Source organism: Pseudomonas sp. NFPP04 (genome assembly GCF_900113815.1).
Taxonomy (GTDB): domain Bacteria; phylum Pseudomonadota; class Gammaproteobacteria; order Pseudomonadales; family Pseudomonadaceae; genus Aquipseudomonas; species Aquipseudomonas extremorientalis.
Genome location: NZ_FOQS01000003.1, coordinates 474533 through 489899 on the forward strand (window position 1 = coordinate 474533; position 15367 = coordinate 489899).

The window sequence follows — 15367 nt, forward strand, 5'->3', positions numbered from 1 at the left end:
GCGCTGCTGTGACAGCCCTCCCATACTGGCGCCTCTCCAGCTTCTACCTGTTCTACTTCGCCCTCCTGGGGGCAACCGCGCCGTTCCTGGCGCTGTACTTCGATCACCTCGGGTTCTCCAGCGCGCGCATCGGCGAGCTGGTGGCCATCCCCATGCTGATGCGTTGCGTGGCGCCCAACCTGTGGGGCTGGCTGGGCGACTACACCGGCCGGCGCCTGGCCATCGTGCGTTTTGGTGCGGTGTGCACCCTGGCGAGTTTTTCGCTGATCTTCGTCAGCCATACCTACGCCTGGCTGGCCCTGGTCATGGCGCTGCATGCATTCTTCTGGCACGCGGTACTGCCGCAGTTTGAAGTGATTACCCTCGCGCACCTGCAAAAGCAGACGGCGCGCTACAGCCAGATCCGCCTGTGGGGCTCCATCGGGTTTATCCTCACCGTGGTGATCATGGGCCGCTTGTTCGACTGGCTGAGCCTGGACATCTACCCGGTGGTGGTCGTAGTCATCATGGCCGGCATCATCGGCGCCAGCCTGTGGGTACCGAATGCGCAGCCCGCGACCCACGGCAATCGTCTGGCGGGCGACGGCTTCCTCAAGCAATTGCGCAGCCCCGGCGTGCTGGCGTTTTATGCTTGCGTGGCATTGATGCAACTGAGCCACGGCCCGTATTACACCTTCCTCACGCTGCACCTTGAACACCTGGGTTACGGCCGGGGCGTGATCGGCATGCTCTGGGCGCTGGGGGTCGTGGCGGAAGTATTGATGTTTCTGGGTATGAGCCGCATCCTCACGCGCGTTTCGGTGCGTCGTGTACTGCTGGCGAGCTTCTTGTTGGCGGCATTGCGCTGGTTGCTGTTGGGGTCGTTTGCCGAGTATTTCTGGGTGCTGTTGCTGGCGCAGGTAATGCACGCCGCCACGTTCGGCAGCTTTCATGCAGCCTCGATTGCCTTTGTGCAACGCAGTTTTGGTGCCCGGCAACAAGGCCAGGGCCAGGCGCTCTACGCCGCCCTGGCCGGCACCGGCGGTGCGCTGGGTGCGCTGTATGCCGGCTACAGTTGGAACCTGTTGGGGCCGACCCTGACCTTCAGTATCGCGAGCGTCGCGGCCCTGGCCGCCGCCCTTATCATCGGTCTTCGATTGCACGAGCAGAACCAAGGAACCCTTCAATGAGTTATGTCGCCGTCTACTGCGCTGCTTCACCGGACACCCCGAACAAGGTCCTCACCCACCCCGAGGATATTGCTGCGACCCTGGCCGAGCACGGCGTGCGTTTTGAGCGTTGGCCACCCGTTTCTATCGAGAAGGGGGCCACAGATGCGCAACTGATTGCGGCGTACAAGGCACAGATTCAAGCCTTGGGCTACGCGGATGCGCAGGTGCTCAGGGTGACGGAGGATCATCTCCAGAAGGCCGAGGTGCGTGCGGGCTTTCTTGCCGAGCGCCGCTGCAGCGAAGTTGCCGCACGTTTCATCATCGCAGGGCAGGGGCTGTTTTCCCTGCACATAGGCGATTATGTATACGCCGTGCGTTGCGAGAAAAACGACCTGCTTGTGATCCCGGCCGGTATGCCGCACTGGATTGACATGGGGGAGAACCCGCACTTTGTCACACTGCGGCTGTTCAATACGCTTGAAGAATGCATACCGGAGTTCACCGAGGACGATATTGCCAGTCGTTTCCCCGGCCTGGACGACTAATCCCCACCGATCAAAAACTACAACCCCTGAAGGTTGGAAGTTGCTGTGGGAAGAAACTTAAACTTCTGTAAGGCTTGGATGTTTATGCGCGGGCCTGCGCCTTAATACCATTCGTTATGTAACCCTCTGCGACATCAATGTTTATGTCACCTGTCAATAGGAGGAATCCGAAGAGGGGGCGGCATGAGCCAGAGAAAGGAGAGGAACTAATGAGTGGCCCCAAGGAATCGTTTCTACCGCCATATTCGGTACCCAATGCAGTCAGGCGACGTTTGAACCTGGCTGGCAAGGCCCTGACTCCGGCGGAGTTGGAAATCCTGCGCTGGGCTTCGGAAGGCAAGACCGTCTGGGAGATCAGCCAGATACGCGCCACGTCCGAAGCAACCGTGAAATTCCACCTGCGTAATATCTATTGCAAGCTGCAAGTAACCAATCGGGTACAAGCCGTCAATGAAGCCAGCCGCCAGGGGCTGTGTTGAACCCATGAAAAAGGGCCGCGACGCTCAATGCGTCGCGGCCCTTTTGGGTATTTCAGGCTTAAGCCGAGTGGTAGGTCGGCAAGGCAAAGCGGTTCTGGCTCTGCAGCATCGAAATCTGCGGCAACTCGCTGGCCTGTTCAGCCAGGTCGCGGCGAATGGCGCTGATGACCCAGGTCAGCTGATCGGCAGTGTGCAACTGCTGATAGGAGATCGAACGCTTGACCTGTTTACCTTCGCTGTTGCGCAGGGTCAGCAGGATGCCGCCGTCTGGACGAGGCTGGGTGGTGACATCGTAGTTGGAGAATACTGAAGCGAATTTATCTTGGATCAGGCTCATGTCTATCAGCTCCGTTGGCTCAAGTGGGCAAGCATGGAGAGATAGGTGCAGTGATTGTGCCAGCTAGTGATTTAGATAAATATCGTTAGAAATCAATAGCTTATAAAAATACAAAATTTCCGGATTCGTGCAATTTGCATGAATGGTCATCATGCATCCTGCATTTTGCGTTGCCGGGCGCGCTCGGGCAGGTGCCTCACTACTCATAATGACTCTCTCTGCCTGGCTTAATTCCTTTTTTCAGCGTTCGCTTATCGGGATACAAAACTTTTCAAATCCTGCGTGTACAGCCGAAGAGGGTCTGACGTACTTTTCTGCAAGGTTTACGAACAATAAGAAAAAGGACGTTCCCATGCGCCACCCGCAAAACGACATGATCACCTGGGGCATGATGCTGCGTAAGGTGCCGGCCATTGTTCGTGCTCTGCCTCGGGTGGTGCGCGGCATGCGGGCCGCCAATGTCACCGACCCCGCTCAGCCCTGTGGCCTGGGCTGGCAGTTTGAACAAGCCACCCTGCGCAACCCGGATGGCACAGCCTTGTTGTACGGCGACCGCGTGCTCAGCTACAGCGAAGCCAACCAGCAGGCCAACCGTATTGCCCACCATCTGCAAGCCCAGGGCATCGGCAAGGGCGATGTGGTGGCGATCTTTATCGAAAACCGTCCCGAGTTGCTGCTGAGTGTGCTGGCCGTGGCCAAGCTGGGCGGCGTCTGTGCGATGCTCAATACCGCGCAGACCCAGGCGGCGCTGCTGCACAGCCTCAACCTGGTGAACCCGGTGGCGATTGTGGCCGGTGCGGAATTGGTGGCTTCCTATGACGCGGTACGTGAGCAGGTGGGCATTTCCGCTGAACGAACCTGGTTTGTCGCGGACCAGCAAGCCAATGCGCTGCCCGATGGTTATTGTGACCTGATGGCTGCCAGCGCCGGTGGCCCGGTAGATAACCTGCCGAGTACCGCGCAGATTTTCTTCAACGACCCCTGCTTCTATATCTATACCTCCGGCACCACCGGGCTGCCCAAGGCCGGCATCATGAAACATGGCCGCTGGACCAAGACCGCGATCAGCTTCGGCAGCATTGCGCTGGACATGGGGCCGGAGGATGTTCTTTATTGCACCCTGCCGCTGTACCACGCCACCGGCCTCTGTGTGTGCTGGGGCGCGGCGATTGTCGGGGCGTCCGGTTTCGCTATCCGGCGCAAGTTCAGCGCCAGTCAGTTCTGGGAGGATGCGCGCAGATTCAAGGCGACCACCCTCGGCTACGTCGGCGAACTATGCCGCTACCTGCTCGACCAGCCAGCGGCCGAAAACGACCGTGATCATCGCGTGACCAAGATGGTCGGCAATGGCCTGCGCCCTGGCGTGTGGGCGCAGTTCAAGGCGCGCTACGGCGTGGCGCATGTCTGCGAGTTGTACGCCGCCAGCGACGGCAATATCGGTTTTACCAACATATTGAATTTCGACAACACCGTCGGCTTTTGCCTGCAACACTGGGCGTTGGTGGACTACGCCCACGACACGGGTGAACCGATCCGTGGCGGCGATGGTTTCATGCACAAAGTGAAGACCGGCGGGCAGGGCTTGTTGCTGGCCAGGATCGATGAAAAGTCGCCCTATGACGGTTACACCGACCCGGAAAAAAACCGCAAGGTGATCCTCACGGATGTGTTCGAGAAGGGCGACCGCTACTTCAATACCGGCGACCTGGTGCGCAGCATCGGCTTCGGCCATGCACAGTTCGTCGACCGCCTGGGCGACACCTATCGCTGGAAGGGAGAAAACGTCTCCACCACCGAAGTGGAGAACATCTTGTTGCAACACCCGCAGATCGCTGAAGTCGTGGCCTATGGCGTGGAAATCGAAAACACCAACGGCCGTGCCGGCATGGTCGCCATCACCCCGAGCGAATCGCTGGCTGCCCTGGACATGCGTGAGTTGCTGCAGTTCGCCCACGGCCAGTTGCCGCACTATGCCGTGCCATTGTTCCTGCGGATCAAGGTGAAGATGGAAACCACCGGCACCTTCAAATATCAGAAGGTGCGGCTCAAGGAGGAAGCCTTCGACCCGGACAAGGCGGGCAATGACCCGGTCTACGCCTGGCTGCCGGGGTCGGACAGTTATGTGCCGGTCACCGGGCAATTGCTGGCGCAGATCCAGGCTGGGCATTTTCGTTATTAAAGTAGCGCCATTGATTCTGCCTATGGCCGCTTTTGACAAAAAAGCCATGACAGGGGGGAACTCCCTCGCGACACTGGGCGCCATATAGAGGACCAGACAAGGAGCCCCACATGTCAGACCAAGCCAAACAAATGACTGAAGACGAAGCCGCCGAATTTGCCGAGCAGGTCTTCGACGTAGCCCGCAAAGGCGACGCCGCCATGCTCGCTGCGCTGCTGGCCAAAGGCTTGCCGGCCAACTTGCGCAACCACAACGGCGACACCTTGCTGATGCTCGCGGCTTATCACGGCCATGCCGAGGCAGTAAAAGTGCTGCTGGAGTTCAAGGCCGATCCGCAGATCGCCAACGACAAGAACCAGCTGCCGATGGCCGGTGCAGCGTTCAAGGGCAACCTGGACGTGGTCAAGGCGCTGATCGACGGAGGCGCGCCGGTGGACGCCGCGTCTTCCGACGGCCGTACGGCGTTGATGATGGCGGCGATGTTCAATCGCGTGGAAATGGTCGATTACCTGCTGGGGCAGGGCGCCAACCCCAAGGCCACCGACGCCAATGGCGCCACCGCACTGGCCGCGGCGCAGACCATGGGCGCGGTGGATACGGCGGCGCAGTTGCAGAAACTGGTGTAGGCTACGCGCCCTCAAAAGCCAGCCCGCTACAGGACCATTCCCATGAAAACCGCCCTCGTCGAACTCATCAGCAAAATCAGCGCCGGCGTCATGGGTGAGGACGAGGTGGCGCGCATCGCCGATGAGGCGGCCCAGGCCTACGCCGACCCGGCCGCGTTTCTGGCGGCCAACCCGGATATCAACTACGACGACACCTTTCCCATCCCACTGGGTGAGTGGGTGGTGGTCGGCAGCCTGCCGGACACCGTGCTGTTCCAGGCCGACACCTATGGTGACCTGTTCGCGCAGATCGTCGCGTCGTTCGGCCCGGGCGTTGCGTTCAACCTCAAGCCCAAGCAACTGGCCAAGACCGAAGACCTGACCGCACTCAACCGCATCCAGATCCAGATGAGCGCCCTCAGCCCGGAGGATGGCGGCTATGTGCTGCTCAACTTCAGCCAGCTGCTGGATGACGAGATCCAGGCGGTACTGGTCTACGGCAACGACCTGCCGCGCGTGCTGGAGCTGTGCGCCGAAGTCGGCATCAAGGGCGAACCGTCCCTGGAAGCGCTGAAAGTCGCGGTTCACGTCTGAAATAAAACGGAACCCCCGCCAGGGCTGACTATCCTACAAGGGCATGCCCTCACTTAGGAGCGACACCATGGGTTCCACGTTTAATAGCTTGATCGGGCTGATCATCCTCGCGCTGGATATCTGGGCGATCATCAACGTATTCAAAAGCGGCGCAAGCACGGGCGCCAAGGTGTTGTGGATCTTGTTGATCCTGCTGCTGCCGGTGCTGGGCCTGATCATCTGGGCGATTGCCGGACCACGGGGTAATGTGCGGATCTGATCTCGCACACCACCTGGCAGCTGTCGAACCCTGGCTCGGCAGCTGTCGGGCCACGGCTTTTCCCTTCAATTCATTTTGTGTTTCGAAATATTCGCTGCACAAAATTTTCACATCCCTTCCAAGACAATTCGCCGGCTTTATCTTCCTGCCAAGGCCCTGTCCCAAGAGCCACTAAAGGCGGAGCGCCGGTGCACGTTCAGTAATTAATAGCCTTGCCGCCGTTGATCGGGCACCATTCGCGCCACTGCACTACTTCGTCACTTAAACTTCCAATGGGTCCTGAAACGACATGGCAAACCCGGACGCCCTGAGTCAGCAGCGAGCTTCTAATCGCCTGCTGCAACCGACCGTCAAATCCCATCTGGCGTACACGCTGCTCTGCGCACTGGTCATGATGGTGATGTTCTCCCTGCTGCGCCTGGCGCTGCTGGTGTACAACCGCGAAATGATCCTCGACACGCCGGCCTCGACCTTCCTCGAAGCGTTCGGCAATGGCCTGCGCCTGGACATTCGCCTGGTGATGTACCTGCTGGTCCCGCTGCTGCTGGCCTTGTTCAGCGTCCGCGCCATGGCTGCGCGCGGGTTCTTCCGTTTGTGGCTGACCGTCGCGTCCAGCATCGCCCTGTTCCTGGGCCTGATGGAAATGGACTTCTACCGCGAGTTCCACCAGCGCCTCAACGGCCTGGTCTTCCAATATGTGAAGGAAGACCCGAAGACCGTGATGAGCATGCTCTGGTACGGTTTCCCGGTGGTGCGCTACCTGCTGGCCTGGGCCGTGGGTACGTTGATCCTGAGCATGGCGTTCAAAGGCGCCGACCGCGCCACACGCCCGCGTGGCCCGTTCAGCGGTGGCAGCATCGGTACCCGCCAGGTCGCGCCGTGGTACACGCGCATCGCGGTGTTCGTGGTCTGCCTGCTGATCGCCGTGGTCGCCATCCGTGGCACCCTGCGCCAGGGGCCGCCGCTGCGTTGGGGGGATGTCTACACTACGGATTCGAACTTCGCCAACCAGTTGGGCCTCAACGGCACCTTGTCGCTGATCGCCGCGGCCAAGTCGCGGTTCTCCGAAGATCGCTCCAATATCTGGAAGGCCACCCTCGACCAGCCGCTGGCCACCCAGACCGTGCGTGACATGCTGGTGCTGCCGCAAGAGAAACTGGTGGATACCGACATCGCCGCCGTGCGCCGCGACTACATGCCGCCGGCCGAGAAGACCCTGCCGATCAAGAACGTGGTCGTGATCCTCATGGAAAGCTTCGCCGGTCACTCGGTCGGCGCCTTGGGTCGTCCGGGCAACATCACGCCGTACTTCGACAAACTGTCCAAGGAAGGCCTGCTGTTCGACCGTTTCTTCTCCAACGGCACCCATACCCACCAGGGTATGTTCGCCACCATGGCGTGCTTCCCGAACCTGCCGGGCTTCGAATACCTGATGCAGACCCCGGAAGGCAGCCACAAGCTGTCGGGCCTGCCGCAGTTGCTCAGCGCGCGCAAGTTTGACGACGTGTATGTGTACAACGGCGATTTCGCCTGGGACAACCAGTCGGGCTTTTTCAGCAACCAGGGCATGACCAACTTCATCGGTCGCAATGACTTCGTCGATCCGGTGTTCTCCGACCCGACGTGGGGTGTGTCTGACCAGGATATGTTCAACCGTGGCCTGGAAGAGCTCAAGGCGCGTGAAGGTGGCAAGCCCTTCTATGCGTTGCTGCAAACCCTGTCCAACCACACGCCGTACGCGTTGCCGACGCCATTGCCAGTTGAGAAAGTCACCGACCGTGGCAGCCTCAACGAGCATTTGACCGCCATGCGCTACTCCGACTGGGCCCTGGGCCAGTTCTTTGAGAAGGCCCGCAAGGAGCCTTACTTCAAGGAAACCCTGTTCGTCATCGTGGGTGACCATGGCTTCGGCAACGAGCAGCAGATCACCGAAATGGACCTGGGCCGTTTCAACGTGCCGATGCTGATGATCGCGCCAGGCATGCAGGAAAAGTTCGGCGAGCGTGACCACACCGTGGGCACCCAGATCGACATCGTGCCAACCATCATGGGGCGCCTGGGTGGCGATACCCTGCACCAGTGCTGGGGCCGTGACCTGTTGAACCTGCCGGAAGGCGATAAGGGTTTTGGTGTGATCAAGCCATCGGGCAGCGATCAAACCGTGGCATTGGTGACGGCAGATCGCATTCTGGTGCTGCCGAAGGAAATGCCACCGAAGTTGTGGGAATACGAACTGGGCGCCAACCCAACCGGTAAAGTGATCCCCGAGTCGCCGGACGAGGCGGCACTGAAGCAGAAACTCGAGTCGTTCCTGCAGACCGCTACCAAGAGCCTGTTGGATAACACCGCAGGTGTGGTCAACGGCAAGCCGGACTAATTAACCGGCCATAAAAAAGAGGCCCTTTAAAGGGCCTCTTTTTTTGCCTGGCGTTTATATACGCCCAAGCAACAACAGCACCAGCAGCACCACCAGGACAACGCCCAGGATACCCGACGGGCCATAACCCCAATTACGTGAGTGAGGGAACACTGGCAGACCGCCGACCAGCAGGAGGATCAAGATAATGATCAGAATGAGGCTCATGGTTTTTTTCCTTATTGGCCTTCTGCAAAGACCGGTTGTTTAACGATAGGCCCGCATATTAAAGACAGACGCCTTAACAACTCCGACTATGCTTCTTCGCAGAAAATTCAGTATTTTTTTAAAGCATTTCGCACACAGGCTTATTTCTTTTAATGCGCTCGCAACTAAACCTGTTAGTTGAAAAATATTGAACTTAGGCTATACGCAAACATCCGACCCGGCCCACGGTTTGCCAGGGGCATTCATCACTCTGATGGTGGGTGGGTGTAGGAAAAACCTTCGCTACACTGCCGGTCACTTCTTCCGTGAACCACAAGGCAACTTCCTATGCAAAATCGCATGATGATCACTGGCGCCGGGTCCGGCCTGGGTCGTGAAATCGCTCTGCGCTGGGCCCGTGAGGGCTGGCAGTTGGCCTTGTCGGACGTGAGCGAGCCCGGCCTGCAGGAAACCCTCAGGCTGGTGCGCGAGGCCGGTGGCGAAGGTTTTATCCAGCGCTGCGACGTGCGCGACTACAGCCAGCTCACCGCGTTTGCCCAGGCCTGTGAGGTCAAGCTGGGCGGTATCGATGTGATCGTCAACAACGCAGGCGTGGCGTCAGGCGGTTTCTTTGCCGAGTTGTCCCTGGAGGACTGGGACTGGCAGATCGCAATCAACCTGATGGGCGTGGTCAAGGGCTGCAAGGCGTTCCTGCCGCTGTTGGAAAAGAGCAAGGGCCGCATCATCAACATCGCCTCCATGGCCGCGCTGATGCAGGGGCCGGCCATGAGCAACTACAACGTAGCCAAGGCGGGTGTGGTGGCGTTGTCGGAGAGTCTGCTGGTGGAGCTCAAGCAGCAGGAAATCGGTGTGCATGTGGTGTGCCCATCGTTCTTCCAGACCAATCTGCTGGATTCCTTCCGTGGGCCGACCCCGGCCATGAAGGCCCAGGTGGGCAAGTTGCTGGAAAGTTCGCCGATTTCGGCGGCGGATATCGCCGATTACATCTACCAGCGGGTCGCGGAAGGTGAGTTCATGATCCTGCCCCACGAACAGGGGCGCGTGGCATGGGCGTTGAAGCAAAAGAACCCGCAGTTGTTGTATGACGAAATGACCAGCATGGCCGACAAAATGCGCGCCAAGGCACAGGCCGTCAAAGGCTGACCGGGAAGTGGTCTGTCAGGCATTTTACCTACACATGTAAGTAGTGCCTGATTTCACGGCAAGCCATTGATGCACACCACAGCCTGCGCGCATGGTCGAGGTCCTTTCACTGTTAAAAGGACAACCGCCATGCTGGTTCTAAGCCGCGCCATAGGCGAAGTCATCTCCATTGGCGATGACATCGCCGTGCATATCCTCGAGTTGAACGGTACCCAGGTGAAGTTTGGCGTTGAAGCGCCGGCCGGGGTGCATGTACATCGCGCGGAGGTGCATCAGAAAATCCGCGAGCGCCAGGCCGCCAGCACCCATCCGGTGCCGGTGCCCAATCTCTGACGTCAGTCGAACAGATGCTTGGGCACGTCGTGCTTGAGCATCAACTGGCACTGCTCGCTTTCCGGGTCGAACACGATCAGCGCCTGGCCCTTGGTCAGTGCCTGGCGCACGCGCAGTACGCGGGTTTCCAGCGGCGTGTCATCGCCATTGTCGGTGCCGTCGCGGGTCACGAAGTCTTCGATCAGGCGTGTGAGCGTGTCGACTTCAAGTGCATCGTAGGGAATCAGCATACAAGCCTCGGGTGATGGATCCCGGCGATCCTACTGCGCCGGGACCGTAGTTGCCAGTCTCAGGACTTGTTGCCCACCAGGCTATCCACCGACGGCACTCGCGTGTCGCTTTCCATCTGCGTCTCGTGCTCGATCTGGTGACTGAACCGGTCCAGGGAACCCTGTGCCGGTTGCGCGTCGCTGGCGAACACGGGCGGGCTGAGAATGTAGGCGCCCAATAGACGACTCAGCGCCGCCAGACTGTCGATATGCGTGCGCTCGTAACCGTGGGTCGCATCGCAGCCGAACGCCAGCAACGCGGTGCGGATGTCGTGGCCGGCGGTGACGGCCGAGTGCGCGTCGCTGAAGTAGTAGCGGAACAAATCGCGGCGCACTGGTAACTCATTGTCCGACGCCAGGCGCAGCAAATGCCGCGACAGGTGATAGTCGTATGGCCCGCCGGAATCCTGCATCGCCACGCTCACCGCATGCTCGCTGGAGTGCTGGCCGGGGGCGACCGGGGCGATGTCGATGCCGACGAACTCACTGACGTCCCAGGGCAGCGCGGCCGCTGCGCCACTGCCGGTTTCCTCGGTGATGGTGAACAGCGGATGGCAGTCGATCAGCAACGGCTCGCCACTGTCGACGATGGCCTTGAGCGCGGCCAGCAGCGCGGCAACGCCGGCTTTGTCGTCCAGGTGCCGGGCACTGATGTGCCCGCTCTCGGTGAACTCCGGCAGCGGGTCGAAGGCGACATAGTCACCGATGCCAATGCCCAGGGAATCGCAGTCGGCACGGGTGGCGCAGTAGGCATCCAGGCGCAATTCCACATGGTCCCAGCTCACCGGCATTTCATCCACGGCGGTATTGAACGCATGCCCGGAGGCCATCAACGGCAACACACTGCCACGGATCACGCCGTTATCGGTAAACAGGCTGACGCGGCTGCCTTCGGCAAAGCGGCTCGACCAGCAACCCACCGGCGCCAGGCTCAAGCGGCCATTGTCCTTGATGGCGCGCACGGCGGCGCCAATGGTGTCCAAGTGTGCTGATACCGCACGGTCGGGGCTGTTTTTCTGGCCCTTGAGGGTGGCGCGGATGGTGCCGCGCCGGGTCATTTCAAAGGGGATGCCCAGCTCTTCCAGGCGCTCGGCGACGTAGCGCACGATGGTGTCGGTAAATCCGGTGGGGCTGGGAATGGCGAGCATTTCCAGCAGCACTTTTTGCAGGTAGTTCAGATCCGGTTCGGGGATGTTTCGGCTCATAAAGACTCCTGATGAGGTGTGGCGAGCAGCCGTGTTGTGGCTAGCTGGCTCACCACAAGAGGTCCCCTGGTCACAGGGTTATTGAGTAGCAGGCTGGCTGTGGGGAAACAACAAATCCACAAACTTCTCCGCGGTCGGTTGCGGCTCATGATTGGCCAGGCCGGCCCGTTCGTTGGCTTCGATAAACACGTACTCGGGTTGATCGGCGGCGGGCACCATCAGGTCCAGGCCCACCATGGGAATATCCAAGGCGCGGGCGGCGCGCACGGCGGCGTCCACCAGCGTGGGGTGGAGGATGGCGGTGACGTCTTCCAGGCAACCACCGGTATGCAGGTTGGCGGTGCGGCGCACGGCCAGGGTCTGGCCACGGGGCAGGATGCTGCTGTAGTCATAGCCAGCGGCTTTCAGTGTGCGTTCGGTCTCACCATCCAGAGGAATTTTACTTTCACCATCGGTGGCGGCCTGGCGACGGCGGCTCTGGGCTTCGATCAATGCGCCAATGGAGTGATGACCGTCACCGGTGACTTCCGCAGGACGGCGGATCGCGGCGGCCACCACCTCGAAGCCGATGACCAGGATGCGCAGGTCCAGGCCTTCGTGAAAGCTTTCCAGCAACACACGGCTGTCGAACTGCCGCGCCGCTTCAATGGCTTGCTGCACCTCTTCGATACTTTGCAGATCCACGGCGACGCCCTGACCCTGCTCGCCATCCAGCGGCTTGACCACGATGCGCTGGTGCTCATCGAGGAACTCCAGGTTGTCATCCGCGCTGCCCGCCAGTTGCTGCGAGGGTACTTTCAAACCGGCGGCCTTCAGCACCTTGTGCGTCAGGCTTTTGTCCTGGCACAAGGTCATGCTGATCGAGCTGGTCAGGTCGCTCAAGGACTCACGGCAACGCACACGGCGCCCGCCATGGCTCAGGGTGAACAGCCCGGCATCGGCGTCATCCACCTGTACATCGATACCGCGCCGATGGGCTTCCTCGACGATGATCCGCGCATAGGGGTTGAACCCCGCCTGCGGGCCAGGGCCGAGGAACAACGGTTGGTTGATCCCATTCTTGCGCTTGATCGCAAAGGTGGTCAGCGCGCGAAAACCGAGCTTGGCGTAGAGGTTCTTGGCCTGGCGGTTATTGTGCAGCACCGACAGGTCCAGGTAGCTCAGGCCACGGCTCATGAAGTGCTCCACCAAGTGACGCACCAGCACTTCGCCCACGCCGGGGCGCGTGCACAGCGGGTCGACTGCCAGGCACCACAGGCTGCAACCGTTTTCCGGGTCATGAAACGCCTTCTGGTGATTCAGCCCCATCACGCTGCCGATCACCGCGCCGCTGTCTTCATCTTCCGCCAGCCAGTACACCGGGCCGCCCTGATGGCGCGGCGTGAGGCGCTCGGCGTCGACCGGCAACATGCCGCGCCCCTGGTACAGCTGGTTCACCGCCAGCCAATCGGCCTCCGTCTGCACCCGCCGGATGCGGAAGCCGCGAAACACCCGGGTAGCCGGGCGGTAGTCGCTGAACCACAGGCGCAGCGTGTCGGAGGGGTCGAGAAACAGCTGCTGGGGATCGATGCCCAGGATCTGCTGGGGCGCCGCCACGTACAGGGCAATGTCACGCTCACCCGGCTGCTCATGGAGCAGTTCCTGGGCCAGGCTGGCCGGGTCGGGAAAGGTATGCCCGATCAGCAACCGGCCCCAGCCGCAATGCACCGCAATCGGCTCGGCGGCCAATGGGCTGCCGTCTTCCGCCAGGCGCGCCTGCAGGCGCTCGTAGGTCGGCGCCTGGCCCTTGATCAAGCGTTGGCTATAGGCCGCTGCGAGAGGTTTCATCAATCAGATTCCTTGTTCGCTGAGCCACAGGTTCAGCGCTGCCAGTTGCCACAGCTTGGAGCCACGCAACGGCGTCAATTGGCCCTGCGGGTCGGTCAACAAGCGGTCCAGCGCGGCGGGGTTGAACAGGCCGCGATCCTGGCTCGGGTCGAGCAGCAGTTCGCGTACCCAGTTCAAGGTATCGCCCTGCAAGTGCTTGAGGCCCGGCACCGGGAAGTAACCCTTCTTGCGGTCGATGACTTCGCTCGGAATGACCCGGCGCGCCGCTTCTTTCAGCACTTGCTTGCCGCCATCGGGCAACTTGAATTTACCTGGCACGCGGGCCGACAGCTCCACCAGGCGGTAGTCCAGGAACGGCGTGCGCGCTTCCAGGCCCCAGGCCATGGTCATGTTGTCGACGCGTTTGACCGGGTCGTCCACCAGCATCACCGTGCTGTCCAGGCGCAGGGCCTTGTCCACCGCCGCATCGGCGCCGGGCATGGCGAAATGTTCGCGCACGAAATCGCCAGCCGCGTCGTTGGCGGTCAGCCATTTGGGCGCGACAGTGGCGGCATAGTCGTCGTAGCTGCGGTCAAAAAATGCATCGCGATAAGCCATATAGGGATCGGCGGCACCGTCGACCTGTGGGTACCAGTGGTAACCGGCGAACAACTCATCGGCGCCCTGGCCGCTTTGCACTACCTTGCAGTGCTTGGCCACTTCCCGCGACAGCAGGTAGAAGGCGATGCAGTCATGGCTGACCATCGGCTCGCTCATGGCGCGAAACGCCGCTGGCAGTTGTTCGATGATCTCGCTTTCGGCGATGCGCAATTGGTGGTGGCGCGTACCGTAGTGTCTGGCGATCAGGTCCGAGTACTGAAACTCGTTGCCGGCCTCGCCACCAGCGTCTTCAAAGCCGATGGAAAAGGTCGACAAATCCTGTACGCCGACTTCACGCAGCAGGCCGACGAGCATGCTCGAATCGACCCCGCCGGAGAGCAGCACACCCACATCCACCGCGGCACGTTGACGGATGGCCACGGCTTCGCGAGTGCTGTCGAGCACGCGGTCGGTCCAGTCTTCCAGGCTCAGGTTTTTTTCATCTTCGCGCGGGCCGTAGGGCAGGGTCCACCAGGTTTGCTGTTCAGTCTTGCCGCTGGCATCGATACGCATCCAGCTGGCCGGCGGCAGTTTTTCGATGCCCGCCAGCAAGGTGCGTGGTGCCGGCACCACCGCATGGAAATTCAGGTAGTGATTCAGGGCTACCGGATCGAGGATCGGGTTGATATCGCCGCCCTTGAGCAGCGCCGGAAGGGCCGAGGCAAAGCGCAGGCGCTGGCCGGTGCGCGACAGGTACAACGGCTTCACGCCGAGGCGGTCGCGGGCGATGAACAGGCGCTGGGCATCACGTTCCCAGATGGCGAAGGCAAACATGCCGTTGAGCTTGGGCAACAGTGCCTCACCCCAGGCGTGGTAACCCTTGAGCAACACTTCGGTGTCGCCGCCGGAATAGAAGGCGTAACCCAGGGCTTCCAGCTCTTCGCGCAATTCCGGGAAGTTATAGATCGCACCGTTGAAGGCCAGGCTCAGGCCCAGGTGCGAATCGACCATCGGTTGGGCCGAGCCGTCCGACAGGTCCATGATTTTCAGGCGCCGATGGCCCAGGGCAATCGGCCCCTGGGCATGAAAGCCCCAGGCGTCGGGGCCTCGCGGGGCCAGGTGATGGGTGATGCGTTCAATTGCCGCCAGGTCGGCAGGTTGGGCATCGAAACGTAATTCTCCAGCTAATCCGCACATAAATTCCTTACCGGTTTTTCCGTTGGGGAGCATAAAACTCAATACGCCCAAAAGGGCGCGTACCCAGAAACTGACACGGGG

16 protein-coding genes are annotated in these 15367 nt (G+C 60.7%); 10 read left to right on the top strand and 6 right to left on the bottom strand.

Going from position 1 to position 15367, the window contains the following annotated elements:
* Window positions 1-8: 8 nt before the first annotated feature.
* The 3 genes from BM017_RS09490 (at window position 9) to BM017_RS09500 (ending at window position 2175) form a co-directional block, all read left to right on the top strand.
* Window positions 9-1169 carry an MFS transporter gene (locus BM017_RS09490; protein WP_092243196.1) on the top strand — a complete coding sequence of 387 codons (1161 nt, stop codon included), beginning with the start codon at window positions 9-11 and terminating at the stop codon, window positions 1167-1169.
* Window positions 1166-1696 carry an acireductone dioxygenase gene (locus BM017_RS09495; RefSeq protein WP_092243199.1) on the top strand — a complete coding sequence of 177 codons (531 nt, stop codon included), beginning with the start codon at window positions 1166-1168 and terminating at the stop codon, window positions 1694-1696. Before BM017_RS09490 ends, BM017_RS09495 begins: the two co-directional genes overlap by 4 nt.
* A 209-nt stretch (window positions 1697-1905) precedes the next feature.
* Complete coding sequence (locus BM017_RS09500) at window positions 1906-2175, top strand: response regulator transcription factor (protein ID WP_092243202.1); 270 nt, start codon at window positions 1906-1908, stop codon at window positions 2173-2175.
* A 58-nt stretch (window positions 2176-2233) separates the two neighbouring features.
* On the opposite strand, the gene BM017_RS09505 is transcribed toward BM017_RS09500, so the two are convergent.
* Complete coding sequence (locus tag BM017_RS09505) at window positions 2234-2512, bottom strand: DUF3509 domain-containing protein (RefSeq protein WP_003172952.1); 279 nt, start codon at window positions 2510-2512, stop codon at window positions 2234-2236.
* 352 nt (window positions 2513-2864) lie between these two features.
* On the opposite strand from BM017_RS09505, the gene BM017_RS09510 reads away from it, so the two are divergent.
* The 5 genes from BM017_RS09510 (at window position 2865) to BM017_RS09530 (ending at window position 8526) form a co-directional block, all read left to right on the top strand.
* A complete protein-coding gene (locus BM017_RS09510) occupies window positions 2865-4691 on the top strand; it encodes a long-chain-acyl-CoA synthetase (RefSeq protein WP_092243205.1) in 1827 nt (608 codons plus the stop codon).
* A 110-nt stretch (window positions 4692-4801) separates the two neighbouring features.
* Window positions 4802-5317 (top strand): ankyrin repeat domain-containing protein, encoded by a 516-nt coding sequence (locus BM017_RS09515; RefSeq protein ID WP_092243208.1) that lies wholly within the window; start codon window positions 4802-4804, stop codon window positions 5315-5317.
* Between the two features lie 42 nt (window positions 5318-5359).
* Window positions 5360-5890: a hypothetical protein gene (locus BM017_RS09520; protein ID WP_071492765.1), complete on the top strand. Its 531-nt coding sequence runs from the start codon at window positions 5360-5362 to the stop codon at window positions 5888-5890.
* Window positions 5891-5957: 67 nt separating this feature from the next.
* Complete coding sequence (locus BM017_RS09525; RefSeq protein ID WP_003192770.1) at window positions 5958-6149, top strand: PLDc N-terminal domain-containing protein; 192 nt, start codon at window positions 5958-5960, stop codon at window positions 6147-6149.
* Window positions 6150-6438: 289 nt separating this feature from the next.
* Complete coding sequence (locus BM017_RS09530) at window positions 6439-8526, top strand: LTA synthase family protein (protein WP_071490758.1); 2088 nt, start codon at window positions 6439-6441, stop codon at window positions 8524-8526.
* A gap of 54 nt (window positions 8527-8580) precedes the next feature.
* Here BM017_RS09530 and BM017_RS09535 read toward each other — a convergent pair whose 3' ends face one another.
* A complete protein-coding gene (locus BM017_RS09535; protein WP_015885095.1) occupies window positions 8581-8733 on the bottom strand; it encodes a DUF3309 family protein in 153 nt (50 codons plus the stop codon).
* Window positions 8734-9060: 327 nt separating this feature from the next.
* On the opposite strand from BM017_RS09535, the gene BM017_RS09540 reads away from it, so the two are divergent.
* Window positions 9061-9876, top strand: a complete 816-nt coding sequence (locus BM017_RS09540; RefSeq protein ID WP_092243211.1) for an SDR family oxidoreductase — start codon at window positions 9061-9063, stop codon at window positions 9874-9876.
* Between the two features lie 129 nt (window positions 9877-10005).
* Entirely contained in the window at window positions 10006-10209 is a 204-nt protein-coding gene (csrA, locus tag BM017_RS09545; RefSeq protein ID WP_092243214.1) for a carbon storage regulator CsrA, read from the top strand.
* A 2-nt stretch (window positions 10210-10211) separates the two neighbouring features.
* Here csrA and BM017_RS09550 read toward each other — a convergent pair whose 3' ends face one another.
* The 4 genes from BM017_RS09550 to BM017_RS09565 all read right to left on the bottom strand — a co-directional run bounded on the left by BM017_RS09550 (window position 10212) and on the right by BM017_RS09565 (window position 15286).
* The gene (locus BM017_RS09550) at window positions 10212-10439 is read right to left on the bottom strand and encodes a YheU family protein (protein WP_003192759.1); all 228 of its coding nucleotides are present in this window, start codon (window positions 10437-10439) and stop codon (window positions 10212-10214) included.
* Between the two features lie 59 nt (window positions 10440-10498).
* Entirely contained in the window at window positions 10499-11683 is a 1185-nt protein-coding gene (locus BM017_RS09555) for an osmoprotectant NAGGN system M42 family peptidase (protein WP_033900901.1), read from the bottom strand.
* Between the two features lie 78 nt (window positions 11684-11761).
* Window positions 11762-13510: an N-acetylglutaminylglutamine synthetase gene (ngg, locus tag BM017_RS09560; protein ID WP_092243217.1), complete on the bottom strand. Its 1749-nt coding sequence runs from the start codon at window positions 13508-13510 to the stop codon at window positions 11762-11764.
* A 3-nt stretch (window positions 13511-13513) separates the two neighbouring features.
* Window positions 13514-15286, bottom strand: a complete 1773-nt coding sequence (locus BM017_RS09565; RefSeq protein WP_092243219.1) for an N-acetylglutaminylglutamine amidotransferase — start codon at window positions 15284-15286, stop codon at window positions 13514-13516.
* Window positions 15287-15367 lie beyond the last annotated feature (81 nt).